This window comes from Frischella perrara (genome assembly GCF_000807275.1).
Lineage (GTDB): Bacteria > Pseudomonadota > Gammaproteobacteria > Enterobacterales > Orbaceae > Frischella > Frischella perrara.
In genome coordinates, this window is record NZ_CP009056.1 from 1,462,090 (window position 1) to 1,476,830 (window position 14,741).

At 36.2% G+C, this 14,741-nt stretch carries 13 protein-coding genes, 1 pseudogene and 1 other annotated feature; of the genes and pseudogenes, 10 read left to right on the forward strand and 4 right to left on the reverse strand.

Features of this window, described 5'->3' with window-relative positions; all coding sequences use genetic code 11:
- The first annotated feature begins 5 nt into the window (after positions 1-5).
- The 10 genes from FPB0191_RS06360 (at position 6) to FPB0191_RS06405 (ending at position 10,544) form a co-directional block, all read left to right on the forward strand.
- Positions 6-773, forward strand: coding sequence for a histidine phosphatase family protein (locus FPB0191_RS06360; RefSeq protein ID WP_039104802.1), 768 nt, complete (start codon positions 6-8; stop codon positions 771-773).
- A gap of 317 nt (positions 774-1,090) precedes the next feature.
- Positions 1,091-1,211 (forward strand) — a sequence feature (His leader region).
- Between the two features lie 52 nt (positions 1,212-1,263).
- Positions 1,264-2,163, forward strand: a complete 900-nt coding sequence (hisG, locus tag FPB0191_RS06365) for an ATP phosphoribosyltransferase (protein WP_039104804.1) — start codon at positions 1,264-1,266, stop codon at positions 2,161-2,163.
- 4 nt (positions 2,164-2,167) lie between these two features.
- Positions 2,168-3,469, forward strand: coding sequence for a histidinol dehydrogenase (gene hisD, locus FPB0191_RS06370; RefSeq protein ID WP_039104806.1), 1,302 nt, complete (start codon positions 2,168-2,170; stop codon positions 3,467-3,469).
- The gene (gene hisC / locus FPB0191_RS06375; RefSeq protein ID WP_039104808.1) at positions 3,466-4,557 is read left to right on the forward strand and encodes a histidinol-phosphate transaminase; all 1,092 of its coding nucleotides are present in this window, start codon (positions 3,466-3,468) and stop codon (positions 4,555-4,557) included. The genes hisD and hisC overlap by 4 nt, the downstream gene beginning before the upstream one ends.
- Positions 4,550-5,617 (forward strand): bifunctional histidinol-phosphatase/imidazoleglycerol-phosphate dehydratase HisB, encoded by a 1,068-nt coding sequence (gene hisB, locus FPB0191_RS06380; protein WP_039104809.1) that lies wholly within the window; start codon positions 4,550-4,552, stop codon positions 5,615-5,617. Before hisC ends, hisB begins: the two co-directional genes overlap by 8 nt.
- Positions 5,617-6,204 carry an imidazole glycerol phosphate synthase subunit HisH gene (gene hisH, locus FPB0191_RS06385; RefSeq protein ID WP_039104811.1) on the forward strand — a complete coding sequence of 196 codons (588 nt, stop codon included), beginning with the start codon at positions 5,617-5,619 and terminating at the stop codon, positions 6,202-6,204. Before hisB ends, hisH begins: the two co-directional genes overlap by 1 nt.
- A 5-nt stretch (positions 6,205-6,209) precedes the next feature.
- Positions 6,210-6,959, forward strand: a complete 750-nt coding sequence (hisA, locus tag FPB0191_RS06390) for a 1-(5-phosphoribosyl)-5-[(5-phosphoribosylamino)methylideneamino]imidazole-4-carboxamide isomerase (protein ID WP_039104813.1) — start codon at positions 6,210-6,212, stop codon at positions 6,957-6,959.
- The gene (gene hisF / locus FPB0191_RS06395) at positions 6,941-7,717 is read left to right on the forward strand and encodes an imidazole glycerol phosphate synthase subunit HisF (protein WP_039104814.1); all 777 of its coding nucleotides are present in this window, start codon (positions 6,941-6,943) and stop codon (positions 7,715-7,717) included. The genes hisA and hisF overlap by 19 nt, the downstream gene beginning before the upstream one ends.
- Complete coding sequence (gene hisIE, locus FPB0191_RS06400) at positions 7,711-8,322, forward strand: bifunctional phosphoribosyl-AMP cyclohydrolase/phosphoribosyl-ATP diphosphatase HisIE (RefSeq protein WP_039104815.1); 612 nt, start codon at positions 7,711-7,713, stop codon at positions 8,320-8,322. The genes hisF and hisIE overlap by 7 nt, the downstream gene beginning before the upstream one ends.
- A 389-nt stretch (positions 8,323-8,711) precedes the next feature.
- On the forward strand, positions 8,712-10,544 hold the full coding sequence (locus FPB0191_RS06405; protein WP_039104817.1) for an ABC transporter ATP-binding protein: 1,833 nt from the start codon (positions 8,712-8,714) through the stop codon (positions 10,542-10,544).
- A 153-nt stretch (positions 10,545-10,697) separates the two neighbouring features.
- Here the strand turns inward: FPB0191_RS06405 and FPB0191_RS06410 are convergent, their stop codons facing one another.
- The 4 genes and pseudogenes from FPB0191_RS06410 to FPB0191_RS06425 form a co-directional block, all read right to left on the reverse strand.
- Complete coding sequence (locus FPB0191_RS06410; RefSeq protein ID WP_039104818.1) at positions 10,698-11,456, reverse strand: iron ABC transporter ATP-binding protein; 759 nt, start codon at positions 11,454-11,456, stop codon at positions 10,698-10,700.
- Between the two features lies 1 nt (position 11,457).
- Entirely contained in the window at positions 11,458-12,444 is a 987-nt protein-coding gene (locus tag FPB0191_RS06415) for an iron chelate uptake ABC transporter family permease subunit (RefSeq protein ID WP_039104819.1), read from the reverse strand.
- A complete protein-coding gene (locus FPB0191_RS06420; protein WP_039104820.1) occupies positions 12,431-13,396 on the reverse strand; it encodes an ABC transporter permease in 966 nt (321 codons plus the stop codon). Before FPB0191_RS06420 ends, FPB0191_RS06415 begins: the two co-directional genes overlap by 14 nt.
- A 130-nt stretch (positions 13,397-13,526) precedes the next feature.
- A pseudogene (locus FPB0191_RS06425) lies at positions 13,527-14,510 on the reverse strand (siderophore ABC transporter substrate-binding protein); the annotation flags it as partial.
- Positions 14,511-14,741 lie beyond the last annotated feature (231 nt).

The following is a 14,741-nucleotide window of genomic DNA, read 5'->3' on the forward strand; positions in this document are numbered from 1 at the left end:
AAATTATGAAAAATATCATTAAATTAGCTAGCATCTTGGTACTTTTTACTTCCAGCATAGTACAAACCGTTGCTGCCGATGTTAATCTTTATTTTACTCGTCATGGTAAAACCATGTTCAATACTGCTCAACGTGTACAAGGTTGGTCTGATACACCACTTACAAAACCCGGTATTGAAGTTGCTCAATATTTAGGTAAAGGTCTAAGAGGAACTGATTTTATTGCTGTTTATTCAAGTGATCTCGGTCGAGCAAGAGAAACTGCTCGCTTAGTATTGGAGGCAAAAGGTGAGGAAAGAATCAGTATTATTGAGTCTAAAAACCTACGTGAAACATGTTTCGGTTTATATGAAGGTGATTTAGATCCAAATATGTGGACCCCTGCGGCTCAATATCTTGGTTATAATTCAGATAAAGAATTAATGGCTGATTTAGCTGTGGGTAACATCACATTAGATAAAATGATGAATGCCATTGCTGCAATTGAAAAATCAGGTGAAGCTGAAAATTACAACACAGTTAAAAAACGTATGACTCTGGCAATGGAACAAATCGCTAAATCTGCTCAAGCTAAAGGTGGCGGTAATGTATTAATCGTATCTCATGGTATGGCAATTATGGCATTGGTTAATGATATAGCTGACTCTCCAGTTAGAGAAGGTTTAGGAAATGCTAGCGTTACTAAAATCCGCTACACTGATGACGGTAAATTTATTGTCGAAAGTATCGGTGATATGAGTTATGTTGAAAAAGGTAAACAAGCTAAAAAATAACTAATTATTGTAGTATTAACTTGCCACCCCAGTAGCGGGTGGTTTTTTATGATAAAATCAGACTCTCCTTATTTTCGGTACCGTATTAAATTTCCTGATCTTTCTATCCAATTTATATTAACAAACTATAATAAAAATTAATCATCTAAGTAGAGATGTAAAATTAATTAATAAAGCCTGATTTTTAGCTCTTTTAATCGTAATCAGAATAAAAATAACTTGTCAGTGGTGGATTTCTAAGCTATTTTATTCAAATTGTTATTTGATTATTATTATTTTATGAATTTACTTTGCACCATTATGATTAACAATATTATCCATCATCACCATCACCCTGATTAGTCTTCGGGCATTTGGTGCTGGAAGACAAAGGTCTTCCGGATAAGTGCGAAAGTAATCAGAAAGCCCTCGGAAGATCTCTTCCGGGGGCTTTTTTTATTGTTTCAAAAGGGAATAAGTTACATTTTAAGTCATCAATCAGGAGGGAAATATGTTAGATAATTCACGATTAAGAATTGCAATGCAAAAATCAGGGCGACTCAGTGAAGAGTCCCAAAAACTACTTGCTCAATGCGGTATTAAAATTAACTTACAAGAACAGCGCCTTATTGCTTTCGCTGAAAATATGCCTATTGATATTCTCAGAGTTCGAGATGATGATATTCCTGGTTTGGTGATTGATGGTGTTGTCGATATCGGTATCATCGGTGAAAATGTACTTGAAGAAGAGGTGCTTTCTCGCCAAGCAGAAGGTCAGCTACCACAATTTAAAATGCTTCGACGTTTAGACTTTGGTGGATGTCGTTTATCCATTGCTGCTCCACGCGATTTTGATTATCAAAGTCCACAATGTCTAGATAACTTGCGCATTGCTACAACCTACCCTCACCTACTTAGACGTTATTTAAATCAATATAACGTCAAATTTAAAACGTGTTTATTAAATGGTTCGGTTGAAGTGGCTCCTCGTGCAGGTTTAGCTGATGTAATTTGTGACCTTGTTTCCAGTGGTGCAACATTAGAAGCTAATGGCTTAAGAGAAATAGAAGTTATATACCGCTCAAAAGCCTGCTTAATTCAACGTGAAGGTAAATTAACAGAAGATAAACAAGCTTTAATAGATAAATTATTGACTCGTATTCAAGGTGTCATTCAAGCACGTGAATCAAAATATATTATGTTACATGCACCAACCGAAGTATTGGATCAAGTCATTGACTTACTACCCGGAGCTGAAGATCCAACCATCTTACCGCTTGCTAATGAGAATAACCGAGTAGCGTTACATATGGTAAGTAGTGAATCGTTATTCTGGGAAACCATGGAAAAACTTAAGGCGCTAGGTGCTAGCTCAATCCTAGTATTACCAATTGAAAAAATGATGGAGTAAAGCTATGCAGATCTACTATTGGCAACAGTACAATCAAGATGAGCAGCAAATGTTACTAACACGCCCTGCTGTTAATCAGTCACAATCAATTAGTATTGCAGTCAGTTCAATTTTACAGCAAGTAAAACAAGGGGGAGATAGTGCGCTAAAAACTCTAAGTAAAAAATTTGATAATATAGATCTTGATAATGTTCAAATGTGTAGTGAAGAGATTTCTGATGCAACCAATCGTATAAAACCAGAGCTTAAACAAGCGATGCAACAAGCAGCAGATAACATTACTTTATTTCATCAAGCTCAAATTCCTACGCCGATTACCATAGAAACAATGCCTGGGATAAAATGTCAACAAGTGACTCGACCTATTAAATCGGTTGGTTTATATATTCCTGGTGGATCAGCGCCGCTATTGTCTACTGTATTGATGCTTGCTATTCCAGCGAAAATTGCAGGCTGCCAACAAGTAATCTTATGTTCACCTCCGCCAATAGCTGATGAGATCCTTTATGCAGCTCAATTATGTGGTATTAGTAAAATTTACCAGTTGGGCGGTGCACAAGCAATTGCTGCCATGGCTTTTGGTACTGAAACGATACCAAGTGTAGATAAGATATTCGGACCGGGTAACGCCTATGTTACGGAAGCAAAACGTCAAGTTAGTCAACGTATCGATGGTGCAGCCATAGACATGCCTGCCGGTCCTTCCGAAGTCTTAGTTATTGCTGATAGCGAAGCAAATCCAGCTTTTATTGCGGCCGATCTTCTTTCACAAGCGGAACATGGTCCAGATTCTCAAGTTATTTTATTAACTCCTGATGAAAAACTAGCAAATGCTGTATCAATTGAAGTGGATAAACAATTAGTATTACTTGCCAGAAAAGAGATTGCCGAGATAGCACTTAAACAAAGTCGTTTAATTATTACTACTGATCTTGAACAATGTATAGCAATCAGTAACCAATATGGTCCAGAGCATTTAATTATACAAGCCAGAAATGCCAACGACTTAGTTGATAAAATCACGAGTGCTGGTTCAGTCTTTTTAGGTGACTGGTCGCCTGAATCTGCAGGTGATTATGCTTCGGGTACTAACCATGTGTTACCAACTTATGGTTATACCGCCACCTATTCAAGTTTAGGATTAGCAGACTTTCAAAAACGTATGACAATTCAAGAATTAACCCCGCAAGGTCTGTTAGCTATTGGAAAAACCGTCGAATTAATGGCCGAAGCAGAGTGGTTAACAGCTCATAAAAATGCAGTAACAATTCGACTTGCTGCGTTAAATAAGGAGTCCCAGAAATGACGAATACTTTTGATATTAGCCCATTAATTAGGAAAAATGTTCGTGAACTTACACCTTACCAGTCCGCTCGAAGAATCGGTGGTAAAGGCGATATTTGGTTAAACGCAAATGAATTTCCGACCGCCCCCTATTATCAATTAACTCAACAAACGCTTAATCGATATCCTGAACCACAACCTGAACAAGTCATAAAACTTTATGCAAATTATGCTGGGGTTAAACCTGAACAATTAATTGTCAGTCGTGGTGCAGATGAGGCTATTGAGTTACTAATGCGTGCCTTTTGTGAACCTGAGAAAGATAGTATCATATATTGTCCACCAACCTATGGTATGTATATGGTTAGTGCTCAAACTATGGGTATTGGATATAAAGCCATACCGCAGACCGAAAATTGGCAATTAGATCTGCCAAATATTGAAAAAAACCTTGAAAATGTGAAATTGATTTACATTTGTTCTCCCAATAATCCGACAGGTAATATACTCAATCCGGATGACATTAAAACACTTTTAAATATGACTAGAGGCAAAGCGTTAATCATTGTTGATGAAGCTTATATTGAGTTTTCAATGCAAAATACGGTTGTAAGTTGGTTAGAAAACTATCCGCATTTAGTAATTTTACGCACCCTGTCTAAAGCATTTGCATTAGCTGGATTACGTTGCGGTTTTACTATTGCTAATGAACCGATAATTACCACGTTGCAGAAAGTAATCGCACCTTATCCACTCGCTACGCCTGTTGCTGATATTGCCGCACAAGCTTTATCGCCTGAAAATATTAGCATCATGCAAAATAATGTTGCTGGTTTAAATAAACAAAAGCAAAAGCTGATTGATGATTTACAAACCATTAATTTAGTCGATATTGTCTACCCAAGTTATAGTAATTATCTTTTGGTCAAATTTAATAGTTCAGTGCCTGTATTTAATGAGCTTTGGCAGCATGGTATTATTTTGCGAGATCAACATAATCAACTTGGTTTAAATAATTGCATTCGAATTTCTATTGGTACCCAAACAGAATGTGATAGATTAATTACGGCATTACGTCGTTTAACAAATGAGGAAATATCATATGGCTGATAAATATCTATTTATTGATCGTGATGGCACATTAATTACCGAACCACCTGTTGATTTTCAAGTCGATAAATTTGAAAAATTGGCCTTTGAACCAAATGTGATTCCCGCACTATTAAAATTACAAGCGGCTAACTTTAAGTTAGTTATGGTTACCAATCAAGATGGTCTAGGTACTGATAGTTTTCCGCAAGCTGATTTTAATGGTCCACATAATTTAATGTTACAAATTTTCAAATCTCAAGGGATCAATTTTGAAGAGGTATTAATCTGCCCACACTTCCCAACGGATAACTGTAATTGTCGTAAACCCAGTATTCAGTTAGTGTTACCTTATTTGTTAGAAGGCAAATTGGATAAGAACAATAGCTATGTCATAGGGGACAGGGAAACGGATCTTCAATTAGCAACTAATATGGGAATAAAAGGCTTACGTTATCACCCTAATGAATTAAATTGGGATGAGATAGCTCAACGCCTTACTACACCTGACCGCTATGCTAAAGTTGAACGTAAAACGAAGGAAACCGAGATATTAGTTGAAATCTGGTTAGATCGTCAAGGTAACAGTACCATTAATACAGGTATCGGCTTTTTTGATCATATGTTAGACCAAATTGCAACGCATGGTAATATACGGTTAAACATCCAAGTTGCAGGCGATTTGCATGTGGATGATCATCACACGATTGAGGATACTGGGTTAGCATTAGGTGAAGCATTAAAAATTGCGCTAGGTAATAAACGTGGAATTACACGATATGCATCAACTATCCCTATGGATGAATGTTTAGCTTCTTGTTCAATAGACATTTCTGGTCGTCCTTACTTAGTATATTCGGCTGAATTTACGCATCAGAAAGTCGGTGATATGAGTACACAAATGGTTGAACATTTTTTCTATTCACTTAGTTATGCTATGGGAATTACGTTACACTTAAATACAATTGGTACTAATGATCACCATAGAGTTGAGAGTTTATTCAAGGCTTTCGCACGTGCTTTAAAACAATCCATAAAAATAGACGGCAACAATCTGCCAAGTTCGAAAGGAGTGCTCTAATGAAAGTCGTCATCATTGATACCGCCTGCGCTAATTTGGCTTCGGTAAAATATGCTGTTGAACGTTTAGGCTATCAGCCTGTTATAACAATGGATCCTGATTTGATTTTACAATCGGATAAATTGTTCTTACCCGGCGTCGGAACGGCTGAAGCAGCAATGAATCAATTAGCGCAACGAAATCTCATCGATCTGATAAAAGTCTGTACACAACCTATTTTAGGAATTTGTCTTGGCATGCAGTTGTTAGCGAGTCATAGTCAAGAAGGAAACGTCAATACGCTCGGTGTAATTGATGAATCGATTGTTAAATTACCTGATTGTGGTTTACCATTACTACATACTGGTTGGAATCAAGTCAATGCTAAGGCTGGCGATCATTTATTCAGAGATATTCCCGAAGGTTCTTATTTTTATTTTGTTCATGGATACGCACTACCAATATGTTCAGCAACTATCGCGGAAACCAAATACGGCGAAAACTTTTCCGCTGCCGTACAAAAAGACAATTACTTCGGCGTTCAATTTCATCCCGAACGTTCTGGTTCAGTAGGTGCAAAACTGCTGAAAAACTTCTTGGAGATATAGATACTATGCCAATACCAACTATTATCCCCGCATTAGATCTTATAGATGGGCAGATTGTCCGCCTCCATCAAGGTGATTATGCACAAAAAAGAGAATATGCGCACGATCCTCTAAAACAGTTACAATTTTATCAAGCACAAGGTGCCAAACAACTTCATTTAGTTGATTTAACGGGTGCAAAAAATCCACAACTACGTCAAATTGAATTGATAACAAAACTCATCAATGGTGTTGATATTCCGATACAAATTGGTGGAGGAATTCGCCAACAAGCCGATATTGAAGCTTTGCTAGCTGCCGGTGCTCAACGGGTGGTGATTGGTTCAACTGCTATTAAAACACCAGAGATCGTCAAACAATGGTTTAGTAATTACGGCGCTGATAGATTAGTATTAGCCTTAGATGTACGAATTAGCCCTGAAGGTAAAAAATACATTGCTATTCATGGATGGCAAGAACAATCTAACCAGACCTTAGAGCAGGTCATTGATAATTACTTACCTTTTGGGCTTAAGCATGTACTTTGTACTGATATTTCAAAAGATGGCACTTTAAGTGGTTCTAATGTAGCGTTATATCAGCACATTACCCAGCAATACCCTCAAATTGCTTTTCAAGCATCTGGTGGCATTGGTGATATCAATGATATTAAAGCGCTAGAAAAAAGTGGTGTAGCAGGCATTATTGTCGGTCGAGCATTATTAGAAGGCAAATTTACCATTCAGGAGGCGATGACATGTTGGCAAAACGTATAATACCTTGTCTTGATGTTCGTAATGGTCAAGTCGTTAAAGGTGTACAATTTCGTAATCATGAAATTATCGGCGATATCGTACCACTTGCTGAACGTTATGCTAAAGAAGGAGCGGATGAATTGGTATTTTATGATATTACTGCCTCTTCTGATGGACGTGTTGTTGATAAAAGCTGGGTAGCAAAAGTCGCCGAAGTGATTGATATCCCTTTCTGCGTGGCAGGTGGAATTAAAACGATTGATGATGCTGCCCGCATACTTGCTTATGGAGCAGATAAAATATCCATTAATTCCCCTGCCTTAGCAAATCCAGATCTTATCAGCCAATTGGCCGATCGTTTTGGTGTTCAATGCATCGTAGTGGGTATCGATACTTGGTATGATAGCCAAACCAATCAATATAATGTTTACCAATTTACTGGTGATGAGAAACGGACTATCGCCACTGTTTGGAACACTTTAGATTGGGTTGAAGAGGTACAAAAACGAGGAGCTGGTGAGATTGTTTTAAATATGATGAATCAAGATGGAGTGAAACAAGGCTATGATTTAGTTCAGTTACAAGCTGTACGCGCCAAATGTAAAATTCCATTAATTGCATCAGGTGGTGCAGGTGAAATGCACCATTTTCTTGATGCTTTTTTAAAAGCTAATGTAGATGGTGCACTGGCAGCATCCGTATTCCATAAACAACTTATTAATATTAAAGAATTGAAACAATATTTAGCTAAAAAAGGAGTGATAATACGCTTATGTTAACCTTAGAACAAATCAATCAATTGGATTGGCAAAAAGTGGGAGATTTAATGCCTGTTATCATTCAACATGCCGTTTCCGGTGATGTACTCATGCTCGGTTACATGAACAAAGAAGCATTAGAACATTCTATTACAACAGGTAAAGTAACGTTTTATTCTCGCACTAAAGCGCGTTTATGGACTAAAGGTGAGACGTCTGGACATTTTCTGGAGTTAGTAGATATTGCACCCGATTGTGATCATGATAGTTTGTTAATATTAGTTAATCCGCTCGGACCAACTTGCCATAATGGCACTAAAAGTTGTTTCAGTCCCGCACAGTCAGAATGGGGATTTTTGTTTGAACTTGAACAGCTCCTTGCTTCTAGGAAAAACGCTGATCCTAATTCGTCATATACCGCTAAACTTTATCAAGATGGGACTAAACGTATTGCACAAAAAGTTGGCGAAGAAGGTGTAGAAACAGCATTAGCCGCTACCGTTAGAGATCGCGAAGAACTAAAAAATGAGTCTGCTGATTTGATTTATCATCTTTTAGTGTTATTGCAAGATCAAAACTTAAACTTACAAGATGTTATTGGTATTTTAAAATCCAGACATCAATAAGCGTTACTAATTCTTTGAGCTATTTTTAACTTAATTCGTCGTTATTTAAAAAATGTGTTTTAGGTTAAAAATAGTTCAGTATATAGGTCTACCCTTCCTCATGATCGACTTTATCATTTATAATTTATCTCATTCAACACTATAAATTATTTGTAACTAAAACTTGATCATTTCATCAATACATTTGAAATGTTACTAAATTTGTTGTTATCCATTCTAATCACGTGGTTTGTATCTACAACTCACTGAATAATCGCGTTTGAAATGATCCCACTTATAAATAAAATAACAAGATTAAAACACCTATTATTCGGTCATTATATTAACATCTCTTGCATTATAGTTTATGATCCTAAACAATTGTAATTAATATTGTATTGGATCTTCTGATGTATCGCTGGTTTGAAAAACGAATTAACCCCTACCCTAATAATGATCCTCAACCCGTTGCTAAAAATCTGTTTGTATTTTTATGGCAAATGACAAAAGGTATTCGGTTTTATATTTTATTATTAATCTTTTTTAGTGCCTTTGTCAGCGCTTTTGAGACTTTTTTATTTGCTGTTGTTGGGAAAGTAATAGACAAATTAAGTATCGTGACACCTCTTGAGTTGTGGCAAAAAGAGGGGGGTACATTAATCATATTGGCAATCATTATTGCAGGTAGTACTTTATTTGTTGCGCTAGGTACGATTATCAAACATCAAGTGTTAGCTGGCAACTTCCCTATGCGTTTACGTTGGAATTTACATCGGTTAGTTCTCAATCAAAGTATGCAGTTTTTTCAGGATGAATTTGCCGGTCGGGTATCGGCAAAGGTAATGCAGACCGCATTGGCGGTACGCGATACTATATTTTTGATTTCCGATATTTTAGTTTATGTTGTTATCTACTTCTTTACTATGTCGTTAGTTTTATCAGACTTCAATATCTGGTTACTTATTCCTTTTACCAGTTGGTTATTCTGTTACATGATAGCGATGATTTATTTCGTACCCCGTTTAGGAAATATTGCTGAACGTCAAGCCGATGCCCGTTCACTGATGACAGGTCGCGTTACTGATGCTTATACGAATATTATGACAGTAAAACTCTTTTCACATTCAGGTAGTGAAGCTAATTATGCTAAAGAATCAATGGATGGCTTTTTGGTTACCGTTAACAAGCAAATGCGTTTAGTTAGTAGCTTTGAGATTGTGAATCATATTCTAAATATTGGTCTATTTTTAAGCACTTTTGGTCTGTCCTTATGGTTATGGAGTAGTTCCATGATAGGTGTAGGAGCAATCGCAGCTGCTACTGCGCTGGCTTTACGTTTAAGTGGTACATCACACTGGGTAATGTGGGAAATGACTTCACTATTTGAGAATATAGGTGTAGTCAAAGATGGAATCAATACTTTTTCTGTCAATCAAGAAATCAAAGATAAACCTAATGCTAGCGAACTTAAAGTAACAAAAGGTAATATCGTATTTAAAGATGTTAATTTTAATTATGATAATCGTGTAGATGATCCGATTATTGAGCAACTAAATCTTAATATTAAACCCGGTGAAAAAATTGGTTTAGTCGGTCGTTCTGGTGCAGGTAAATCTACTCTGATAAATCTCTTACTACGTTTTTATGATCTAAAAAGCGGGCAAATTATCATTGATAACCAAGATATTCGTAACGTGACACAAGATAGTCTGCGTTCTCAAATTGGTATGGTTACCCAAGATACCTCTTTACTGCATCGCTCGGTACGAGAAAATTTGCTTTATGGTAATCCAACCGCCAGTGAAGAACAAATGTATCAAGCTGCGAAACAAGCAGAAGCTGATAAATTTATTGTCACCTTACGTGATGCACAAGGTCGAATGGGCTATGATGCTTATGTCGGCGAACGTGGAATAAAATTATCTGGTGGACAACGGCAACGAATTGCTATTGCCCGCGTAATGTTAAAAAATGCACCAATTCTATTGTTAGATGAAGCTACGAGTGCATTGGATTCAGAAGTGGAACTTGCCATCCAACATAGTTTATATCAACTAATGGAAGGAAAAACAGTAATTGCCATTGCTCATCGTTTGGCAACTATCGCTGCCATGGATCGCTTAATAGTACTGGATCAAGGTAAAATCATTGAACAGGGTAGCCATCAAGAATTGTTAGCGTTAAATGGTCTTTATGCCCAACTATGGAAACATCAGAGCGGTGGTTTCTTAGGTGATGCTTAAATAATTAAATGCTCATTAGATCGTCATCAAGAATTTGATGACGATAAATCAATGAAGTATAGATTGATAAACCTTATAAGCATTTCATAAATTTGACTGAATATGATTTTTTGATAGTGATTTACTCAATAAGAGTATTATTAGATTCTGTCATTATTGATAATACATCGCAATTAATTGCCCAGCGACTTCATGGATAGATAAGGGCGTATCAAATATATCTTGCAAAATATCGGCCTGCATAATCGCTTTAGGTTGCCCCTGATAACAAAGTGCACCTTTTTTCATGGCTAAAATATAATCAGAATATGCAGAAGCGAAATTAATATCATGAATGACTAGAATAATGGTTTTACCTAACTGATCGGCTGCTAAACGTAGCTGTTTCATCATGGCAACTGCATGTTTCATATCAAGATTGTTAAGCGGTTCATCTAACAATATATAATTGGTATCTTGGCATAAAACCATTGCAACGTAAGCCCGTTGTCGCTGTCCACCTGATAATTCGTCTAAAAAGCGATGTCGCAAATCCAATAAGTTTAAGAATGCTAATGATTGGTCAATTATCTCCAGATCTTTTGTGGTTAATCTTCCTTTGCTGTATGGATATCGACCAAACCCTACTAATTCTTCTACTGTTAATCGACTATTGAATTGATTTTCTTGTCGTAGAATTGACAAATTTTTTGCCAACACAGCACTATTCGTTGTCACAACATCTAGATCGCCAACTTGCACTCTACCAGAATCCGCTAGTAATAATCGACCTATGATAGATAATAACGTTGATTTACCCGCTCCATTTGCGCCAATGATAGAAGTAATACCGCCATTTGGAATGGTTGTTGTGATATTGTCTAAGATGACAGCATCGCCATATTGTTTTCTAATGTTATCAATGGTGATCATTTTAGAACCTTTTTAATATTAAATAAATGAAGACGATACCGCCAATAAATTCTAATACTACCGATAATGTACCTGACATATTTAATGCATATTCTAAAACAAGTTGACCGGCTACTAAGGCAATGACAGCCAATAAAAATGCGGTAGGTAATATAAATCGGTGTTGGTAACTTCCAGCTAGCAAATAAGCTAAATTTGCAACCATTAAACCTAAAAATGTCAATGGACCAACTAAAGCCGTAGCAATGGCGACTAAAATCGAGACTAAAAATAACGTCACCATCACTTCACGCGAAAAATTCAGTCCCAAATTAATTGCATGACTTCGACCTAAAGCTAATACATCAAATAGATGACGTTTGCGCCAAACAATCCAGCCGATGATTATAATAATAAAAACAGAAAACCAAATTAACTCTGGCGCTGCACGAGTAAAAGTAGCGAAGATCCGCCCTTGTAAAATCGCGAACTCGCTTGGATCGAGTAACCGTTGTAATAATGTGGATAGACTGCGAAATAGTGCCCCTAGAACAATACCAATCATTAACACAAGATTAATGTTAAATTTTACAACTTTAAAAATCCATTGATATAGCAATATCGAAAACACAACGAGTAAACTTGTCTCAATAACAAATTTCAAAATGCTAAATAACCAATATGAACTAACATTACCGCTATAGCTAAAGACAATTAGTGTTTGAATCAATACAAATAGACTTTCAAACCCCATTAATGATGGCGTTAAGATACGATTATTAGTAACACTTTGAAATAGCACAGTTGAAATACTTGCTGAAAATGCCACAATAATCATCGTCAAAAGAATATAACCTCGATGAACTAAGACATAATGTAGATTATTTCCCAGATTAATCGTCATGAAAACACTTATCAATATGCACGCTAAAATACAAAGCAGTACTAAGCGCTGTTTTGATGTAAAATTTGATTTCCAAAATGTCAAATAGTGTTTAATGCTTTGCATATTTGGCTTGCTTAATTAGTAAGTAAAGAAAAATGATTGCACCAATCCCACCTAAAATAGTGCTGGCTGGTATTTCAAAGGGGGCAATAACAATACGGCCAATAATATCACACACCAGAACTAAACCGGCACCGAAGATACAAACGTAAGGAATAGTTTTGCGAACATTGTCTCCCATTATCATACTGATCAAATTAGGTACAATTAAACCAATAAATGGTAATAATCCAACTACTGAAATCACAATGCCGGTTACTAATGCAATGACTGTTAGACCCATTAACATGACAGAACGATAATTTAGACCAACGTTTATAGCAAATTCTCGCCCCATACCTGCAACAGTAAAACTATCTGCTACCCAACATGCAAATAATGTTAAGAAACCAACCAACCATAACAATTCATAACGTCCTTGAAGCACGCCGGAAAAATCACCACCATATATCCAAGCCCACAATGATTGTAATAAACCATAATACATAGCGATAAAAATTGTTACAGCACTGATGACACTTCCTAACATGATTCCTACTAATGGTACAATCAATGCTGACTTTAGAACTATCTTACGCAAAATTATCATAAATAACGCTGTTCCAACCAAAGCAAATAGACTCGCAATTGTCATTTTAAAGAAGATTGTTGCCTCAGGTACAAACACCATGACTAGCAATAACCCCAAACTTGCAGATTGTGTTGTACCTGCTAAAGAAGGTTCGATAAAACGGTTTTGAGTCAACAATTGCATAATTAATCCGGCCACACTCATAGCACTACCGGCTAATAATAGAGCCATTGTACGAGGAAGACGACTGATAAAAAGTATATCGCGCGTATCTGAATCAGTCATAAAGGTTAGAAAAGAGATATTTGTTACACCAGTTAATAGGCTTATCAATGATAAGCCTATTAAAATTATGATACCAATAATTAGGTAAGTTGACTTCATAGATTAATTATTCTTGACCTACTATTGTTATTTCATCAGCTTGCGTTGTATCTTGTTCTTCATCATATATCACATTCTCATCCGTATCGTCTGATTCATCTTCCACATCCTCATCGGATTGAGTCGAAGCTTGATCGAGCGCATCACTGACTTGGTCAAGTAAGATATTATAAGTCTGAATACCACCGGCAATATAAATAGAGGCTGAATCTAAATAAACAATATGGTTATATTTCCATGCATTAGTTTTATGTATTAAAGCATTATCTAATAACTGTTTCGCAGATGGTGAATCAGTTCGACCAATAGCATTATCACGGTCAATAACAAATAACCAGTCAGGATTTACTGTAAGTAAAAACTCAGCATTAATCACATTGCCATGAAGACCTGTACTAGCAAAGGTCGTTGCAGGCGCAAAACCTAATTCGTCATAAATAAAACCAAAGCGTGAACCCGGACCATAACCTGACATTTTACCGCCGGTCACTAGTATAACCATGGCATTACCTTGATTTGTTGCCTTTTCTTTAACAGTGGCTACTTTTTGTTTAAACTGGTTAATCAATTCTTCAGCGGCTTGTTGTTTTTCAAAAATCTGTCCCAATTGTTCAACTCGTTGAGTCAAACTTGGTAAAAAATTATGGCTATCAATTGTTAATGAAACCGTTGGCGCAATTTCGTTTAATTTCTGATAAGCATCATTTGCACGACCACCCGCAATGATTAAATCAGGTTGTAGATTGCTAAGTGCTTCGTAATTTGGTTCAAATAAGCTACCAGCATTTTGGTAATCACTACTTTCGTATTTACTTAAAAAAGGAGGTAAAGATGCATCAGTTTGCGGAACTGCGGTAATGTTAATACCAAGTGCATCCATCGTATCAAGTGTAGCCGGATTTAAAACTACGACTTTTTTAGGGTTAACGGGTACAGATGTTGTTCCCTGTTCATGTTCAATCGTGATTGTTTTAGTCGTTACCGATGCCGTATTATCAGATGTTTGCGACGTTTCAGATGAAGAATTTTTATTATCACACCCTGTCATAGTAACGGCTAACATTAGGGAAAATGCTATACTTATTGTTTTAACTAACTGTTGACGTACCAACATACAATTACCTCATTTCGTAAAAGAGACTTATTATCATTATCAATTAGTTGTCCACTATAACAAAAATTACAATATATAAAAATAAGATTATTTAATTGATTATTTAGCTGTTTAAATATTAATCGTAATAATTATTATAATCGTGTTTAACAATGGTACGAAAAGGCTTGGACAAAAATTATAATACACTGAAAATAATTATTTTTTATTATTTTTCCCCTTCAGAAACTA

What these genes read in the sequence shown, in the direction of transcription:
- hisD (WP_039104806.1), top strand. Translation starts at nt 2,168, where the DNA reads ATGCAGATCTACTATTGGCAACAGTACAATCAAGATGAGCAGCAAATG.
- hisG (WP_039104804.1), top strand. Translation starts at nt 1,264, where the DNA reads ATGTTAGATAATTCACGATTAAGAATTGCAATGCAAAAATCAGGGCGA.
- hisC (WP_039104808.1), top strand. Translation starts at nt 3,466, where the DNA reads ATGACGAATACTTTTGATATTAGCCCATTAATTAGGAAAAATGTTCGT.
- FPB0191_RS06360 (WP_039104802.1), top strand. Translation starts at nt 6, where the DNA reads ATGAAAAATATCATTAAATTAGCTAGCATCTTGGTACTTTTTACTTCC.
- hisB (WP_039104809.1), top strand. Translation starts at nt 4,550, where the DNA reads ATGGCTGATAAATATCTATTTATTGATCGTGATGGCACATTAATTACC.
- hisF (WP_039104814.1), top strand. Translation starts at nt 6,941, where the DNA reads ATGTTGGCAAAACGTATAATACCTTGTCTTGATGTTCGTAATGGTCAA.
- FPB0191_RS06415 (WP_039104819.1), bottom strand. Translation starts at nt 12,444, where the DNA reads ATGCAAAGCATTAAACACTATTTGACATTTTGGAAATCAAATTTTACA.
- FPB0191_RS06410 (WP_039104818.1), bottom strand. Translation starts at nt 11,456, where the DNA reads ATGATCACCATTGATAACATTAGAAAACAATATGGCGATGCTGTCATC.
- hisA (WP_039104813.1), top strand. Translation starts at nt 6,210, where the DNA reads ATGCCAATACCAACTATTATCCCCGCATTAGATCTTATAGATGGGCAG.
- hisIE (WP_039104815.1), top strand. Translation starts at nt 7,711, where the DNA reads ATGTTAACCTTAGAACAAATCAATCAATTGGATTGGCAAAAAGTGGGA.
- FPB0191_RS06420 (WP_039104820.1), bottom strand. Translation starts at nt 13,396, where the DNA reads ATGAAGTCAACTTACCTAATTATTGGTATCATAATTTTAATAGGCTTA.
- FPB0191_RS06405 (WP_039104817.1), top strand. Translation starts at nt 8,712, where the DNA reads ATGTATCGCTGGTTTGAAAAACGAATTAACCCCTACCCTAATAATGAT.
- hisH (WP_039104811.1), top strand. Translation starts at nt 5,617, where the DNA reads ATGAAAGTCGTCATCATTGATACCGCCTGCGCTAATTTGGCTTCGGTA.